Source organism: Paenibacillus sp. FSL H8-0175, from assembly GCF_045040615.1.
GTDB lineage: Bacteria > Bacillota > Bacilli > Paenibacillales > Paenibacillaceae > Paenibacillus_AQ > Paenibacillus_AQ odorifer.
Window position 1 is genome coordinate 6,635,113 of sequence record NZ_CP150299.1, and the last position, 17,128, is coordinate 6,652,240.

Genomic DNA, 17,128 nt, shown 5'->3' on the forward strand with positions numbered 1-17,128 from the left:
CAATAGCGGCTTTGGGGTCCGTTACCATTCTAAAAAAGCGAAAATGCTGCGATTAGGGGCAACTGGGTCCGATAGCAACTTCTCGCACGCAAAACTACCATCTAATCAAAAACAAAGATGCCCCATTCACCATTTCATGGCTTATGGGGCATCTTCTAGTTATCCTTCCGCTGATTCCTGCTTGGCTTCAGTGGTTTTTTTTCGTTTAAGTTGGCCGTCCGGAAGGTTCCGACTGCGTATGCCTGTCTTCATCCCGATGATGCTGTAGATGCTGGAAGGCTTCGCCTCAGCGGTAATCATCCCATCTGTCTCCGGCACCAAAATAATACCGAGCTGATGGTGATCCCCATCATAGATCGGGCTTTGAAGGTATTTGCTCTCCCCTTCACGGTTCAGCACCTCCAGCTTGCAGAACGCTGGATTCATGCGCAGCGCCTCATGTAGCTGCGCCGCATCGGTCAACAGGACCCCGTTGACCTTCAGTAAGATCTCGCCGGGCAGGATGCCCAGCTCCTGGCCGGGACTGCCCGGCAGCACGGCCAGCACTTTGCGGCCGCGCGGTGGATGCACGAAGATGGGGCTGATGCTGCGCTCTTCCAGAGCGCTGTACCAGCTTAACCCTTCGTGCAGCACAATAGCTGCGAGCGCCGCGACCAGAGTCAGCGGGCTCCACCAAGCGGCAAGCAGGCTTAAGCCGAGCAGGACGATGCTGTAGATCAGCAGCCGTCCTGCAGTGCGGGCCGCCTTGCGCCCGGGCAGCATGCCCTGTGTCATCTCGCTGAAGCCGATGATGACGGGCAAAGAGACGATGCCAAGGCTGCCGCCGAGCAGCGAGTGCCATGGCAAATCCGTTCCTGCTCCCGATGGGAGCAGCAGGAACAGCGGCAGCGGCCAGAAGGCCTGCAGCTGATAGCCGCCAACGACCATGCCGCGCTTCCCCTTCAGGAAGAGCGGCGTTGCAAGCTTGGCCCCTTGTCTGCGGGCCAGCAGTGCCTCCGCCATGTGCAGCAGCGCAGCTAACACTAGCAAAGCAGGAATATCCATCTCCCGTATGGCGATGGTAATATTCCCTACCGTTCCACTATCTAAAGCATCTGGAAAGAAAGAAATTACAAATTGAATGATACCTAACAAGCCTATAGAATACGCGAAGCACAAATACCGTACACGCAATAGTGACAACACGAGACTAACTACCCAAATGCAGGCTACAGCCGTACCTGATAATGATATTCCTAGCAGAACGGCTGCTATAGAGACGACCAAACCCATGACTAGACCACTCCATACCGTCCGCCACGTTTCCTGACCCCAGCTATGTAATTTCACATGTATCAGCTTTCGTTCTAATGCCACCTGCCTACGGTAATATAACGCAATAAATATAATAGCAATGTAGTAATACGGCTGGATCAATAAGTGTAAGAACGCAGTGCCCAAGCTTCCTAACAGTTCCTGAATCACATTCAAACTGTTCGTCACACTCCTTTTCGTCCGATGACTGATTTGTATATATTCTAATTCCTCTACGTCGGTTGGCATTTTCATATCTAAAAGAAAAAAAGAAGGCTGAATTCAGCCTTCTTACTTTTTCGACGCTGCCGCCTTAATTTCCTTCTGAATCTCAGCAATCCCTTTATTCCGTTGGTTGTCGTGAACAGGGTCTTGAATGACCTTGATCAGCGCTGCTTCCAGCGCCTCGGCTGTCTTGGCGTCAATTATGCCTGTGACTTGGAGCTTTGCTGTACTTTGGAACTTCTTCACTGCGTCCTTAGTGCCAGCATCGAAATAGCCATCTTTACGTCCAGGCTTGTAACCCAAACCGTCCAGCATCGTCTGTGCACTCTTCACATCAGCGTTGTTCATATTATATTGCAGCGCCACGCTCTTGTTAATCGGAGCCACCGAGAAGTAATCCGGCTGCGCTACCGCGATATCAGGTTTAATGCCCTTACCGTGGATCCATGTGCCGTCTGGCGTAAGCCATTTGGCAATGGTAACTTTCAGCAAGCTGCCGTCTCCAAGCTGTTTGTCAAAGCTCGTCTGCACGGTACCTTTACCGAAAGAATTGTCACCGATTAGCTTAGCTCCTGCCGACTGCTGCAAAGCACCCGCCAATATTTCCGAAGCACTTGCGCTACCTTTATTCATCAGCACGACCACTGGATAAGCTTTACTCGATCCTTTTGAGGTACTAACTTCGCGTTTTTTGTCTTTATATTCTATTTGCACTATAGATTTGCCAGCTGGAACGAATTGCTCTGCCATTTCAATAACAATCGGAAGAACACCACCTGGATCATTACGGACGTCAATAACAAGTCCCTTCATGCCTTGCTTCTCCAGCTTCTCCAGCTCTTCCTTGAATCGTTCTGCGGTATTCAGGGAGAACTGCGTAACCTCGATTACACCCACATTGTCCTTTTCCATGGTAGCGTAGACTGTTTCAAGCTTTACATCATCCCGGGTAAGAACAAATTCGAGTGGCTCTACAGAGCCGGAACGTTGTATTTTCAAAGTGGCCTCACTGCCCTTAGGACCGCGAATCTTGGCAACAGCTGCATTCAGCTCCATGCCTTCCAACGATTCACCGTTAACGGACAGAATAACATCTTTGGCCTGAATCCCAGCTTTCTCAGCAGGTGAGCCCTTGATCGGAGAGACCACGACTACCTTGCCATTATCCGAAGAGACCTCCGCACCGATACCTGAAAAGGAACCCTCAATGCTTTCTTCGAATTTCTCAGCTGTTTCTTTGCCCATATAGTTGGAATAAGGATCGCCCAGCGCTTCCATCATACCGTTGACAGCACCGTCTATCAGCTTCTCCCGATCTACTGTCTCGTAGTAATTGCTCTCAATCAGACTGAGAGCCGTTCCAAGCTTCTGGGATTCCTTCTGCTGAAGGCCAGTAACCTGCAATGCTGAGGCCAGCCCTTCTCCTGCAGCTTGTCCGATAACATGACTATAACCCGTCACGCCCAAGGTCACCAGACTACCGCATAGCAGGGCGGCGATAATCATAAACGCCGCTGTGCTTTTTTTTAACATGATGTTCCCACCGTCCCTTCTTGTCCATCTCGCAAACAACTCCATAAGTCCGTCCTGAAAGGTACGGTATCTCTTCCAGTATATGCCGTACGCTCAAATAATATGAGTTATAAGTTCTTAAAAATTAGAGATAAGGCATCGGATTTACTGTCTTGCCGTCGATCCGAACTTCAAAATGGAGATGGGGGCCCGTCGAATTACCTGTAGAACCGGATTCAGCAATCACATCCCCACGATTGACTCTATCCCCAGGACTAACCTTGATACCACCTTTACGGATATGTCCGTAGAGGGTCCAAACTCCGCCGCCATGATCAATAATTACACAATATCCATAACCGCTATACCATTCAGCTACGATTACCGTTCCCGAATCAGCCGCATGAATATTGGTTCCTTGTGGAACTGCAAAGTCTACCCCGGTGTGTACTTTCCCCTTCTCCCCCGTAATAGGGTGTGTCCGTGGTCCGTAGGAGGAGGAGATTCTTGCCGAGCCTACAGGGAGCAGGAAGGGTCCATCTCCACCAGCATACGCGGTTGAGGAGCTGGAGCTTGAACTGCTGCTTGCCTTGCTGGCTGCGGCTTTCTTGGCAGCTGCTGCTGCCCGGCGTGCCGCTTCTGCTTTGGCGGCTGCTGCCTTGCGCGCTGCTTCCTCAGCTTTAATCTTATCCTTTTGGGTTTCCAAAGCAGAACGTTCGCTTGCCAGCTTAACCAGCTTCTCATTCTGCTCTTCACTTAGATCATCGCTTTCTTGAATCTGCTTATCATAAAATGCGATAAGCTCCTGCTTCTCCGCTTCCTTCTCTTTCAGCAGGCTTCTCTGATTTTCCAAGGAGGTGTATAACTGCTTGGCTTGAGCATATTGCCCCTCAAGCTCCTGCTTTTTCTCTACAACTGTCTGCTTGTCCAGCTTGTGTTGGACTAACAGCTCCTGATCCTGATCCACAATCATCTTAAGCGAATCGGTGCGGCCCAGAAAATCAGAGAAGCTTGTCGATGAGAGCAAAACATCTAGGTAAGATACCGCTCCATCGGTGTACATCAACCGGACACGGGATCCTAAGAGTTCTTCTCTTGAGGCCACTCGTGCCTCTGCTTCATCCAATTCCGTTGCTGTAACATTAAGAGATTCTTCTGTGTCGGAAATTTTGTTAGAGATTTCGGTCATTTTGCCTTTAACTTGATCCACTTGCTGCAATACATATTGTAAATTGATATTTGTCTTATTCTTATAGTGCTGCGCTTCCTGCGTTTGGGACTCCGCTTTCTCTTGCTGCGCCTTAGCTTCCTGCACCTCTTGTTGCAACTGCTTTAATTGCTTATCGATTTCGGCAACACTTGTTTTTTTGGCATATCCATCAGAGGGTTGGAATATAGTGACAGCTAGTAACATTACGGCTAGTCCGGCGGCAATCTTCTTCAACTCGCACTCCCCATCCTTCACTCTTAAATTAAACTTTCAAAAACTTACGAATAGAAACCGTACTTCCCCAGACGCCGATCAACACACCTAGTCCAACTAACAGACCTACGAGCAGCAGCCAAATATCACTGAAAGGGATCAGCTGCAATCCGAGCATTGGATCTCCCTGTATCGAAGATTCCAAACCCTTGTAGCCGGCATATAAAACACCCGAAGTAATCAATGATCCAATGAGTCCAATTAATGCCCCTTCTATAAAGAAAGGCCAACGAATAAAATAATTTGTCGCGCCTACCAGCTTCATAATCCCAATCTCTTTACGCCGGGCAAGAATCGTTACCCGAATAGTATTGGAGATGAGGAACATAGACATAAGTGCCAGCCCCGCTACAAAAATAAAGCCAATGTTGCGTACGGCACGCGTGATTTTAAACAATGTTTCTATCGAGCCTTTGCCATATTTCACTTTGTAGATAGGCTGTTCGGTATGTGTCTTGTTAAGGGCTTGAATCTTCTCAGCCACAAAAGCAACGGTAGTAGGTTCAATAACTTCTACCTGAAGGGTATCTGGAAGCGGGTTATTGTCTTCATCGAACCCTTCCAGAAGCTCTGCTGCCTCCTCGCCCATATCTGCGCGGAGATCTTTAAGTCCCTGTTCCTTGGAGATGAACGTAATCTTGCTGATCTCCGGCATATTGCCAATTTCAGTCTGCAGGGTCTCACGCATCTTCTGATCTGTATTCAAAGCTAGATGCACTTTGATCTGTACCTGACTGTCTGCCTCATCAGCTACAGAATTTACGTTAAGAACAAGAAGAATAAATACACCTAGAACAAAAAGAGAAACAACAATCGAAGTGATTGAGGCGATCGACATCCAGCCATTACGGAATACGCTTTTGAAGCCTTCCCGCACATGTCGCAAGAAGGTTTTAAAACTCATAACCATATTCCCCTCTCGCTTGGTCTCTGACAATGTTTCCATTCTCAATCGCAAGCACCCGTTTGCGCATTTTGTTCACAATATCTCTGTTATGGGTAGCCATTACAATCGTTGTTCCACGAAAATTAATCTCGTCAAGCAGCTGCATAATGCCCCATGAAGTCTCGGGGTCTAAGTTACCTGTAGGCTCGTCCGCAATAATAACAGAAGGATTGTTGACGATAGCCCGTGCAATAGCGATCCGTTGCTGCTCACCACCAGAAAGCTGTGAGGGCTCACGATTCGCTTTACTTCTCAGCCCAACTAAATCAAGAACCTCATTCACACGTTTCTTGATGACTTTTTTCGGCGCTTCAATAACTTCCATAGCAAAAGCGACATTCTCATATGCCGTCATTCTGGGCAAAAGCCGAAAATCTTGAAATACAACGCCGATATTACGGCGGACATAAGGGATTTTGCGTGGTTTTAGCTTTCCTATATTGAAACCTCCCACCGAAATCTGTCCTTTGGTAGGCACTTCTTCTCTATAAATCAATTTCATAAAAGTAGATTTACCCGCGCCGGAAGGGCCGACAACGTACACGAATTCATTGCGGTCGATTTTCACTGAAACTCCTTGCAGTGCGTGAGTTCCGTTAGGGTACGTTTTCCATACATCTTGCATTTCAATCATTTTCTCACTTCCCAATTATGACATTTTCCACTTGTGCGAATCGACATTGTCCACCTCAAGTTTCCATAAACTTCAATATTTCCGCAATGTATCTATTGTAACAAATCTGTAACTGATTGAGTACCCCGTAACTGCACGACTATTCGAAAGTTTTGTAGTGACTGGACATATACATATAAAAAAGCACCTAGCGGTGCCTGTTATCAGATGTCGTAACTCCCTTTATTAGAGACTACTTATTTCTTACTAATTTATTATCGGTATCCCACGAAGTGTTCTTTAAGTTGTGTTACAGGGCCGCACCTGCTTAGCGCAATCCAAATCCCCAAAAGGAGATTAATCATGAAAAAAATCCATGCTGCCCTCATAGTGGTCATCGCACTCGTCCTTATCGGCTCCTGTATTTACGGAGGGCTTCATCTATATGGCAGCAAAACCACGCTTCCAAAGGGTACAACCCTTGCCGGCTGGCAGGTCGGAGGCATGACCCTCACCGAGGTCCGCTCCCAGCTGGATAAACGGCTGCATGCCCTCGAATCCATCCCTCTAGTGCTAAAAGTGGAAGGCAGTGCAGATCTCCCCCTGACTCTTAGTAAGACTGGGTTGAGTTATGAAGCCGCTGCTTTTCAGCAGGGCTTAAAAGAGCTTGCCGAAGGAACACTTTGGGAGCGGGTAAAGGCACGCTATAGCTTCCCTCAGCTGTGGAGGCTTGAAACCCATTTAGAAATCGCACAATTTCAAAAGATTCTAAGTCCCACTTGGGAGAAGGAGTCCTTTGGTGAACCAGTGGACGCTACGAGACGAATTACAGGCGATGACCGAATCGTATATACTTCTGAGAAAACTTCCCTAGAGGTTGATTGGACAGCTCTGGAGACTTCAATAGGAGCAGCGGCCCCCACCAGCTTTAATCATCTGAATACCCTGCTGGAGAAGGGAATCACGATGGAGGTCCCTTTGTTAATCCTACAGCCTGACATAACTTTAAAGAAATTAAAGGAACAAGGTATCGAGCGAAAAGTAATGCAGTTCAGCACCTCTCTAGGTGCAAGTGGACCTGGACGAAGCTACAACGTGGAAGCTGCTGCCAAAGCTGTGGATGGAACCATTCTCCCGCCTGGAGCCGTCTTTGATTATGGAAAAGCTATAGAAAAAGCAAAGGTGAATTACGGCTTCCGTGAAGCGCCAGTGATTGTGAACGGCAAGCTGCAAGCAGGTGTTGGTGGAGGGATCTGCCAAGTGTCGAGTACTCTTTACAATGCCGCACTGCGTATAGGGCTGGAAATTGTGGAACGCCGTAATCATTCCTTGCCCGTCAACTACTTGCCCAAAGGTCAGGACGCAACATTCGCTGAAGGTTATATCAACTTTCGTTTTCGCAATACGACTGGCAAATATCTCATAATTAAAGCAGCTGTGCAGGGTAAAGCACTGACCATAAAGCTGTTCGGCACGTTTCCGCAAAATGTCACTTACAAAGTTCATTCAAAAACAGTAGAGGTGCTCCCTCCAGTCGATAAATACGTAAACGATTCTTCACTGCCTCGTGGCAGCTCACGAGTTATTCAAAATGGGAAAACCGGATATATTGTTGAAACCTACATTACAAAGTATGTTGACGGTAAATCCACTGAGGTGAATAAACTGTCCCGCGACGTATATTACGCACAAAAACGATTAATCGCCATTAATCGTGGAGGCGTGAGCAAATCCATAATCCCGGATGTCCCCCGAAAGCAGCTGGTGGAGGACGGCGTCCGCAGTGAATAGCTAACAACAAATAACCGGTCAGAGCCCCTAAGGTCTGATCGGTTATTTTTGCCAGCAATCTATTTTACCTGTAGCTTACGTTACCCGGCTTTGAAATTTACGATTCAGGGGTACATTAGAAGTAGGCCCATAATCAGAAAGGATGAACAACCTATGACAACAGCTCTTGTAAATGATCTTACTGGTATTGTCCGCAGTGCTCCTGCTATTTTCGCCTCACGCACTTGCAGAGAAGCCCTTCGCGTCATGTTTCAGCATCCAGAATCCAAATGTATCGTCGTCTGCAATGCTATGAATGAACCCCTAGGAATGTTGATGAGCGAACGTTTCTTTTTGAAAGCTACCGGAAGATCCGGAGTAGATCTATTCTACAGAGAACCTGCCATGAAGCTTATGAACAAAACCCCGCTCATTCTTGATATTTCCACTCCACTCGATATGATATTGAGCCTCGCTATGAACCGCCCAAATCCTATGAAAAATGATTGTGTCATTATCACTCGCAAAGGTAAATTCGCTGGTGTTGCATATACCTCTGACCTTATCCGCGCCCAAGCGTAGAACCTCTTTACCTTTCCTCTTCTACCCTAAACCTTCCTCAAAAAAGAATATCCGGTGACGTATCAATTCTCCAGTATCCATTCACCTTTTTCAGCTTCACATACACCGACTCACTGCCTTCCTGCCCGCTCGAATAAGGAACTGTTAAGTCAAATTCAGCGGTTGTTGCAGTTTTGGAGAGCATTCGGGCGGTGGCTTTTTCAAACATTAATGAGTTTCCAAGATCCGCATTCACCTGTGACATTCTACCTTCATGCTCCAAAAATTGAGTCTGCACATAATAAGCTGCTGCATTATGCGTGTAGGCTTTTTTTATGTAATTCATCAGCTTCGCCTTTGTCCCAATATCATTGGAAAGGTAACGGTACTCTTGCGCTTTATACATGAAGGTTTCCATCGGGAAAAAGTTGCCCCCGCGGCTAGTATAGAAATAGATTGCTCTGGCATGCACAACAAGCGGTACAACACTTTTTACCGTCAAATTGTTTATGGTAGCTGGACCTTCTTTTCCTGTACCAATCACAGCCACATTTTTTATTGCCGAGCTTCCCACTGATGATGAAGCTGCCATAACTCCGCTACCTGCTGATAAAAGGCCTAAGGATAGGGCCAACGAACCAAGCATCCATTTTTTGTTCATCTGAAGTTCCTCCTCTTTCATCTAAAAAATACAGGCGATCGCCACTGTTTCAGCTTATGCACCCCGCAAGCTAAAATACCCAATAAACAGAGGAATGAAAACGTATTACAACTCTTTTGAAAATATAAAAAAACTCCACCCTCCTGATTCACAGGAAAAGCGGAGTAATATAGTTAAATAAAGTAGCACAAGAACCCTAATTGGATGCTGCTGCGGTGGCCTCAAAATACGCTGTAAAAGCTACGTTAGCAGTCAAAATACTCTCCGTATTGTTCTTAGTACGATCCTCGTAGGACTGCTGAAAATTGAAAGAGTCCACATTCACAATACGAGGTAAGGCTTGTATTTCATCCATCCATTGCCGTATCCCCGAATATGTGCCCTCCACCACTGCAGTCATTTTGATCTGTTTGACCGTCGGGAATGACACCTCAGCTGAACCTGTCATTTGCTGAATCGGATTAGCCTCATCCAAAACAAAACTAAGATCCTTTAGCCGCGCTTGTGAGGACGTGCTAACCTCCCGCAAATCAACAATCAGACCTTCGCTGTCATCGCCCTTTGGGAGTTCCCCCAGTAATTCCTTCTGTTCTAGATCTCCCTCATTGCCGCTGCCCTTCAGCTCATTGATTTTGGTTTGGAGGACTTCTGCTTCCTTTTCCAACTGACTGATCTCGCTGCTCTGTGCGGAAATTTCCTTATTAGTCGGCTGAACACCCAGCATATAGAATGCAAACAATATCAGGAATAGAATTAACACCCCTAGTACGATGGGAGAGCGATATTTATTGATCTGTTCCATCGCTTCTCACCTCCCCTTGGCTGGCATCCGTATCACTTTTTTGCTGCTTAGCCGCTGCTAAGTTCACTTTATAAATAGCCGTATACGTATTGTATGAAATGGCATCGGCGGCACCTTCAGTAAGCTTTTGAATAGAGGCATCGGCCGTAAAAGACATTTGGCGAAGTTGTCTTAAATAGTTGGAAGCATCCTCCATAGTGGATACATTTACAGTCAGATCTATAGATGTCCGGTAGGTATAGTTAATATCACGGATTAGTGCCTCCTTAGGCAATCCTTCCACTAATTCGTCCAAGATAGGGACTGCAATCACCTTATTGTCCTGAAGCACTGTGATGGCTGCTTTCCGATCTAGCTGTCCAGGTCCGCTGTTCTTAAGCTTCGCGAGCTCTACTTGGAGCATTAAACTGCGATCCTGCAGGCCTTGCAGCTCTTCTTTACCATTAGAAATTTGACCCTTATTGGCCGAAAAATAAATCCCCGTTCCGATCATCCCCAGCAGCCAGATCGCTACAAGCCCCATCGTGACATAAGGAAATAGCAACGTCTCTCGATCTTCTCTCGGCAATAGATCAATCGTATCCGTGTTGATGCTATTTTTTAGAGCGGTCCCGGCAGCTACACGGTAATCATTTAGATCAGGGTCAGAAACAGCAGCACTAGCCATCTGTTCCAGACTTATTGGTGTTATTTCAAGTTCAGCTAGGGACTGCTGGAGCTCCAGGTCCAGTTGTTTACGAATCGAGGGAGTGCCCGTAATCACTAAATTGTTGATACGAGTGGAACCGTCATGCAAGCTGTATTGATAAAAGCTGAGCATACGGGAGATTTCCGCAGTGATTTCCACCATTTGCTCGGGTGATAAATGTTCTTCCACAGCGACAGCTGTTTCTGCCAAGGTTTCACTGTCTGTCAAAAGATCCATTCCCGCTAAATTTCTTCCTTTATGTAGATCAAGTAAGTTTATCGTACGAATGAAGACCGGATTCCCGTTTCTGAACATATAAATGTCCATTACCGATGGCTCCATATTAATCAGCATCGTCTCCGCAAAGCTCTCCCCGTGCCCAGTGGTTATAGCACGCGCTAAGGCGGTTGCCGAAATTTCGACACTACTTATCCGAAGACCCGCCCGCTCCAGAATTTCTACGTAATCCTGAATCGATTTTCGCGGAGCAGCAAATACGAGCAGGTGACTTTGCTCCTCATCCACTTCGAGCGTTACATAGTCGTAGACAGGATTTTCAAAAGGTAAATGCAGTCCCGTCTCCACTTCCAGCTTCACGAGTTGTTCTACCTGTTTGTCATTGGTACTAGGAATACTCATTTTACGGATAATGATCTGCGAAGGTGGAATGGACAAAGAAACCTTACTTCCCCTTAACCCTTCCTTCTTCACCCACTGCCTTACCCGATCATAAAGCGCCTCGCTATCCGCCACCTGATTCTCAATGATCATGCCTGGAAGGAGCGGGAGAAACCGTTTTTTACGGACTTCCCATGACTGTTTATTCTTAAAACTAATATAACGGATTCCGGCAGCTTCAATTGAAAGTCCGGCCACTTTGGGGCCTAATCCAAGCATGTGATCGATGTCCTCCTATCCGATGAGCGAGAGATACGCGCCGATGATGTGTGAACCATATCCAAAACTAATTAAAGCTCCTATAGCTAACCATGGGCCGAAGGGTACCGGCTGTTTACGTTTGATTACACCGAGCAGCATCAGCAGTCCGCCCACCACGCTCCCAAGCAGACAAGCCACAAAAAAGGCCAAAATCACATTCGGAAAGCCAATCACCAAGCCCAGCAGCGCAAATAACTTCACATCTCCAGCCCCCATGCCACCTAATAGAACAAAAGGGATAAGGCTCCCTCCCCCAAGCACAGCTCCTAGCAGATGATGCCATATCGGTCCTTCTGGAAATAGCAGTACAAAAATCAGCAGCAGCGGTAAAAAAAACAACAATACCTTGTTGGGAATCAGCATGTACTTCAAATCCGCAACCGTCACGATAACCGCTAAACTCACAAGAATGAACCCGATGATTCCCTTACCCGTCAGACCAAATTGCAAATACACCAATAAAAAAAGCAAACCCGTTGCCGCTTCTCCAAGCGGGTATAATGGCGATACCCTTGTGCCGCAGTATCGGCACTTGCCTCCTGACAGCAGGTAGCTTAGCACCGGAAACAAATCCCGCGCTTTCAGCCGCGTATTGCAGTTCGGGCAATGTGACGGCGGATTAAGCAAGGATTCCTTGGCCGGCACCCGCAGCGCCACTACGTTATAGAAGGAGCCTAGAATCAGGCCCAGTAATGTGATGTAACTTGCGATAAATATCGTCATGGCTGTCCTCTATTAGCTTCTGGATTTTAAAAAAGGAATCGGGAAGTCCGATTCCTTAATGACGGTTAATTTTTCTCGTTGAATCTTATCCTTATTTTTTAGCACTTAAAACGCTTTCTGCACTAAATTTATTTGCTACATCAGCACCACCAGAAGTAGCAGCCTCAGTTGTAAGAGTAACAGCATCATTAGTGGCTGTAGTATCAGCTAATTGACCTAACGCATTAAAGTTAACTGTGCCAGATTTAATTTTCAACTTTGTACTTGGTAGACTTAATGGACTATCAATATATCCTTTATCTTGAAGAGTTGAAAGATTCACTGTTCCAGCACTTTTAAAGTCTCCATTACTTTCACCAACAATATATAATCTTGCAGCATCATAAACTTGGCGTGCGGTAGCAACATCAGCACTTTCTTTTGAATTTTTAATTACATTTCCAATTAAAGGAACAGCAATAACCGCAATAATCCCTAAAATAACGATAACCGCCAGCAACTCAATCAGCGTAAACCCCTTTTGATTTTCCTCTTTGCTTAATCTTCTCTTAATAGCTTGTGCTAACATTTGATTTCCCCCTCTAAGTGGTGTGTGAGTGATAAAACTTATATTCTTAATTTCAGTGAATCCAGCATCAGCTTTCTTGTGCTTACGGAAACAGCTCGTCCATCGTCGTCTAATCGCCAGCGTAAGTTCGTGGATCTTGCCCCGCCTCCCCGGCGTCACCCCTCTCAATATATACAAGGAACCAAGAGGTTCACATATTACCGTACAGACTGAACATCGGCAGCATAATGGCAGCTACAATGACACCTACAACAGCAGCTAAAAAAGCAATCAGCAGCGGTTCAAGCAGCGATTTCAGACGGTCGACGGTATTCTCCACGTCCATCTCATAAAAATCAGCTACCTTAGACAACATCGTGTCGAGCGCCCCTGTCTCTTCGCCAATCGCTATCATCTGCGTAACTAGTGGCGGAAAGACCCAAGCTTTTTTTAGCGGCTCAGATAGTGGATTTCCTTGTCTTAGCGAATCGCCTGCACTACGGATGAATTTCCCAATGACCTTATTTCCTGCTACCTCCTCAACAATCACCAAGGACTGTAGGATCGGTACAGAGCTGGCATAAAGAGAAGAAAAAGTGCGCGTAAACTGAGCAATCGAGCCTTTTTGATTCAGCTTACCGAACACAGGTATCTTAAGCTTGGCATAATCCAGAGCGTAAGCACCCTTTTCCGTACGTTTTGTAATCTGAAAAGCTATCACTAGGAGAAGTACTCCGAGTATCCAGAAATACCATTGACCTTGAATGCTTTTGCTAAGTGCCAAGACCATCTGTGTAATTGCCGGAAGCTCGGCATCCATCGATTCAAACATCGTTACAAACTGTGGCACAATCGCCCAAAGTAGATAGATAACCGCAGCAATCGCCATAACCCCTACGGTAATCGGGTACGTAAGCGCTGATTTTATCTTCTCTGTCGTGGTGTGCTGTTTCTCAAAAAACATAGCCAACCTGTCCAACGTCCCCTCAATATCACCGGATTCCTCACCGGCACGGATCATACTGACAAATAGCTGCGGGAAGATTTTTTTATGATCCTGAACGGCTTGTGAGAACGATATCCCGCGCATCAGGCTGGAATTAACATCTACTAACGCTTTGCGCAGTGGCTTACTCTCGGTCTGCTCTGCCAAAATACGCGTTGCATCCACAATCGATACCCCCGCCCGCATAAGCGTGGCAAACTGCCTGCAATAAATGATGAAATGAATCGGCTTAACGGGATTACCAATATAAATGTCCATCGATAAAATTGTGGTTTTGCGTTCAATCAGTGAAAATACCGTAAGTCCCCGCTTGCGTAGCTCCTCCATCGCCGTAGGTTTATCGGTTGCCGTTAGTTTCCCTTTGATAGATTTGCCTGCGGATGTCTTCACCTGATATTCAAAAAGAGGCATCAGCTGCTCACCTCCGCCATAAACGCCTTAGCTGCTGTTGGATCAATAAGCCCCTGCGATAAATAGTCACGGATGCTCATGTCCAAGGTGTGCAAGCCTTGTGAGCGTCCCGTTTGCATCACATTTTTGATCTGATGTGTTTTTTCGGTACGAATAAGATTGGCTACGGCTGGTGTATTGATCAAAATTTCCGTAGCGCATAAACGCCCCCGACCTCCAGCCCTTGGGAACAACCGCTGACTGACTACTGCCAGCAGCACTGATGCTAGTTGTGAACGAATCTGTCCCTGCTGATGGCCCGGAAAAGCGTCGATAATTCGGTCAATCGTCTGTGGTGCGTCTGTTGTGTGTAAAGTTGCCATCACAAGATGACCTGTCTCTGCGGCCGTAACCGCTGCTGAAATGGTCTCCAAATCCCGCATCTCACCAACGAGAATGACATCCGGATCCTGACGTAAGGCAGCACGCAATCCATTAGCAAAACTAGCCGTATCACTTCCCACTTCACGTTGATCTACTAGACAGGTTCCATGGTTATGTAGAAATTCTATCGGATCTTCCAACGTCACTATATGCTTGCTCTCCGTCTGGTTAATATAATTCAGCATAGCTGCAAGCGTAGAAGATTTGCCGCTGCCTGTGGGTCCTGTAACCAAAATTAGACCTTGTGGCTTAAGCGACAAAGTAGTTAAAATCGAAGGCATCGACAGCTGTTCCAGACTCGGAATCTCTGCAGGAATGGCCCGGGCGGCGATACTAACCTCGCCCCGCTGACGATAAACGTTCACCCGGAATCTTACCCCACCATCAAGCGGATATGAAAAATCCAACTCGCCCGCATTCCGAAATGCTTCAATTCGTTCATTACCAAGTAGCATTTTGGCCATATCTGCCGCTTCTTCAGCAACCACGGACTCACCCTCAAGCGAGTGCAGCTTTCCATCCATCCGAATAACCGGCGGTGATCCTACGGAAATATGTAAGTCAGAAGCTTTGGAGGAGTAAGCCGTTTGTAATAGTTGTCTAATATCCCGCGTATACGTTGGCATTAGCCGCTCCCCCTAAGTTAGAATGCTAAATCGCTGTTAACCTCTAATGTGAGACCGTCTCGCGCATGACTTCTTGAAGCGTTGTAATTCCTTGACTGACCTTGAGTAGTCCGTCATCCATCAGTTGAACAAGCCCTCGCGCTTTACCTGCTGCACGCAGTTCCTCTACTGAGGCAGTGTTTGTAATGAGCTGCCGTAAGTGATCATCAATACTGAGTACTTCATGAATCGCTATTCGTCCACGATAGCCAGAATTGTTACAGCTACCACAGCCGCGTCCACGCTGTAACTCTTCCGCAGGTAGTCCTAGGCTACGTAGCATAATTGCTTCCTGTTCAGATGGTTTGTAGGTTTCTTTGCAGTCAGTGCAAATTTTGCGCACCAGCCGCTGTGCTACCACACCAATCAGCGAAGAAGCGATCAAATAAGGTTCTACCCCCATATCCCGCAATCGGGAGACGGAGCTAATCGCATCGTTTGTATGTAAAGTAGACAACACTAGATGACCCGTTAATGAGGCGCGAACAGCAATTTCAGCAGTTTCAGCATCCCGTATCTCACCGACCATTACGATATTCGGATCTTGTCGAAGAATCGAACGTAGCCCAGCTGCAAAGGTTAGTCCAATAGCCGAGTTTACGTGCACCTGATTTACTCCTTCAAGCTGGTATTCCACTGGATCTTCGACTGTGATAATATTTGCGCTTTCTACATTAAGTTGATTTAACGCTGAATATAAAGTTGTTGTTTTTCCGCTACCTGTAGGGCCCGTGATTAGCAAAATCCCATAAGGACGAGCTATCATCTCCTTAAAAGCTTCTGCATTCCCCTCACTGAATCCCAAAGCATCTACGGATTTGACCCCTGTGCTTAAATCTAGCAGCCGCAGCACAATCTTCTCTCCGTGCATCGTTGGTAATGAAGACACACGAATATCTACCATTTTGTAATCGAACTGCATTTTGATCCGCCCGTCCTGCGGCAAACGCCGTTCTGCGATATTCAGGCGGGCCATTATTTTCAGACGGGCGGTGATAAAGCCCTGCATCTGCTTAGGAATAATCCGCTCTGTCCGTAAGGTTCCGTCAATGCGGTAGCGGATGGTTAAATTATTTTCACCTGGATCCATATGTATATCAGACGCCCGCAGGGCAACTGCCTGCTGAATCATCTGGTTGACCAAACGTACGATCGGAGAGTCCTCATCTGTAATCTCGGTCTCTTCTATTTCTTCCTGTGTCGGGAGTTCTACCAGCATCTGATTCATAGAATCGCGCATGCCATAGTGACGCGCAATCGCCCGCTGCAGCTCATCTCTCGTAGAAATAGCGGGTTCGATCCGGAAGCCAGTACTCATACGTAAATCTTCTATCGCAAAATAATCCAGCGGGTCCGCCATCGCAACCATCAGCTTGCCGCCCTCTTTTAAGAATGGAAGCACCTGATATCGCTTAGCCATACTTTCAGGGATAATCTGCGTGATTGCGGGATCTATCTGGTATTTAAATAAACTGACATGCGGGATGCCGAGTTGAAATTCAAGCACTTCAATCAGCTGCTGCTCCGTGATATAACCTTGAGAGATTAACAGATCGCCGAGCTTACGTTTGCTCTTACGCTGTTCCGCGAGAGCCTCAAGCAACTGGTCCTGCGAAATAATATTATTTTCTACCAGCAAGTCGCCCAGTCTCTTTTTCGCGATAGCCAAGTCTATTCATCTCCGTATGCCGTTATTTATGCCGGCTGAAATAATGGATATTTTTTATAGAAATAGAAATCAAACTCCCAGCAAAATTCGCTCAAAAACGAAAGATATAATTACCATAAATACACCTTCCATAAATTTGTCAATTTTGAGTATTTTTCAATCTAACTAGGACTTTAGTTATAATTTAATAG

The 17,128-nt window shown here is 46.6% G+C and carries 15 protein-coding genes; 2 read left to right on the plus strand and 13 right to left on the minus strand.

From position 1 onward, the window contains the following. Positions 1–159 precede the first annotated feature (159 nt). From MHH46_RS29525 to ftsE, 5 genes are all read right to left on the minus strand, one after another. Positions 160–1,470, minus strand: a complete 1,311-nt coding sequence (locus MHH46_RS29525) for a PDZ domain-containing protein (RefSeq protein ID WP_076192447.1) — start codon at positions 1,468–1,470, stop codon at positions 160–162. A 114-nt stretch (positions 1,471–1,584) separates the two neighbouring features. Next, on the minus strand, positions 1,585–3,051 hold the full coding sequence (locus MHH46_RS29530; protein ID WP_076123824.1) for a S41 family peptidase: 1,467 nt from the start codon (positions 3,049–3,051) through the stop codon (positions 1,585–1,587). Between the two features lie 124 nt (positions 3,052–3,175). Then, positions 3,176–4,474: a murein hydrolase activator EnvC gene (locus tag MHH46_RS29535; protein ID WP_076123826.1), complete on the minus strand. Its 1,299-nt coding sequence runs from the start codon at positions 4,472–4,474 to the stop codon at positions 3,176–3,178. Between the two features lie 28 nt (positions 4,475–4,502). Then, the gene (gene ftsX / locus MHH46_RS29540) at positions 4,503–5,417 is read right to left on the minus strand and encodes a permease-like cell division protein FtsX (protein ID WP_076123828.1); all 915 of its coding nucleotides are present in this window, start codon (positions 5,415–5,417) and stop codon (positions 4,503–4,505) included. After that, entirely contained in the window at positions 5,407–6,093 is a 687-nt protein-coding gene (gene ftsE, locus MHH46_RS29545; protein WP_036678556.1) for a cell division ATP-binding protein FtsE, read from the minus strand. Before ftsE ends, ftsX begins: the two co-directional genes overlap by 11 nt. A 342-nt stretch (positions 6,094–6,435) precedes the next feature. Between ftsE and MHH46_RS29550 the strand changes: the two genes are divergently transcribed. Both MHH46_RS29550 and MHH46_RS29555 read left to right on the plus strand, forming a co-directional pair. Then, positions 6,436–7,863 (plus strand): VanW family protein, encoded by a 1,428-nt coding sequence (locus tag MHH46_RS29550; protein WP_076192444.1) that lies wholly within the window; start codon positions 6,436–6,438, stop codon positions 7,861–7,863. A 153-nt stretch (positions 7,864–8,016) separates the two neighbouring features. Next, entirely contained in the window at positions 8,017–8,424 is a 408-nt protein-coding gene (locus tag MHH46_RS29555; RefSeq protein ID WP_076192442.1) for a CBS domain-containing protein, read from the plus strand. Positions 8,425–8,461: 37 nt separating this feature from the next. On the opposite strand, the gene MHH46_RS29560 is transcribed toward MHH46_RS29555, so the two are convergent. The 8 genes from MHH46_RS29560 to MHH46_RS29595 all read right to left on the minus strand — a co-directional run bounded on the left by MHH46_RS29560 (position 8,462) and on the right by MHH46_RS29595 (position 16,937). After that, positions 8,462–9,064, minus strand: coding sequence for a DL-endopeptidase inhibitor IseA family protein (locus tag MHH46_RS29560; protein ID WP_051491029.1), 603 nt, complete (start codon positions 9,062–9,064; stop codon positions 8,462–8,464). Positions 9,065–9,260: 196 nt separating this feature from the next. Further along, entirely contained in the window at positions 9,261–9,866 is a 606-nt protein-coding gene (locus MHH46_RS29565) for a type 4a pilus biogenesis protein PilO (RefSeq protein WP_076182144.1), read from the minus strand. Beyond that, entirely contained in the window at positions 9,850–11,451 is a 1,602-nt protein-coding gene (gene pilM / locus MHH46_RS29570; RefSeq protein ID WP_076192439.1) for a pilus assembly protein PilM, read from the minus strand. Before pilM ends, MHH46_RS29565 begins: the two co-directional genes overlap by 17 nt. 15 nt (positions 11,452–11,466) lie before the next feature. After that, positions 11,467–12,216, minus strand: a complete 750-nt coding sequence (locus MHH46_RS29575; protein WP_076192436.1) for an A24 family peptidase — start codon at positions 12,214–12,216, stop codon at positions 11,467–11,469. 91 nt (positions 12,217–12,307) lie between these two features. Beyond that, on the minus strand, positions 12,308–12,784 hold the full coding sequence (locus MHH46_RS29580) for a type II secretion system protein (RefSeq protein ID WP_076192434.1): 477 nt from the start codon (positions 12,782–12,784) through the stop codon (positions 12,308–12,310). Between the two features lie 190 nt (positions 12,785–12,974). After that, positions 12,975–14,180, minus strand: a complete 1,206-nt coding sequence (locus MHH46_RS29585; RefSeq protein ID WP_076123841.1) for a type II secretion system F family protein — start codon at positions 14,178–14,180, stop codon at positions 12,975–12,977. Further along, the gene (locus tag MHH46_RS29590; RefSeq protein WP_076192431.1) at positions 14,180–15,229 is read right to left on the minus strand and encodes a type IV pilus twitching motility protein PilT; all 1,050 of its coding nucleotides are present in this window, start codon (positions 15,227–15,229) and stop codon (positions 14,180–14,182) included. Before MHH46_RS29590 ends, MHH46_RS29585 begins: the two co-directional genes overlap by 1 nt. Before the next feature lie 43 nt (positions 15,230–15,272). After that, entirely contained in the window at positions 15,273–16,937 is a 1,665-nt protein-coding gene (locus tag MHH46_RS29595) for a GspE/PulE family protein (RefSeq protein WP_076099665.1), read from the minus strand. Positions 16,938–17,128 lie beyond the last annotated feature (191 nt).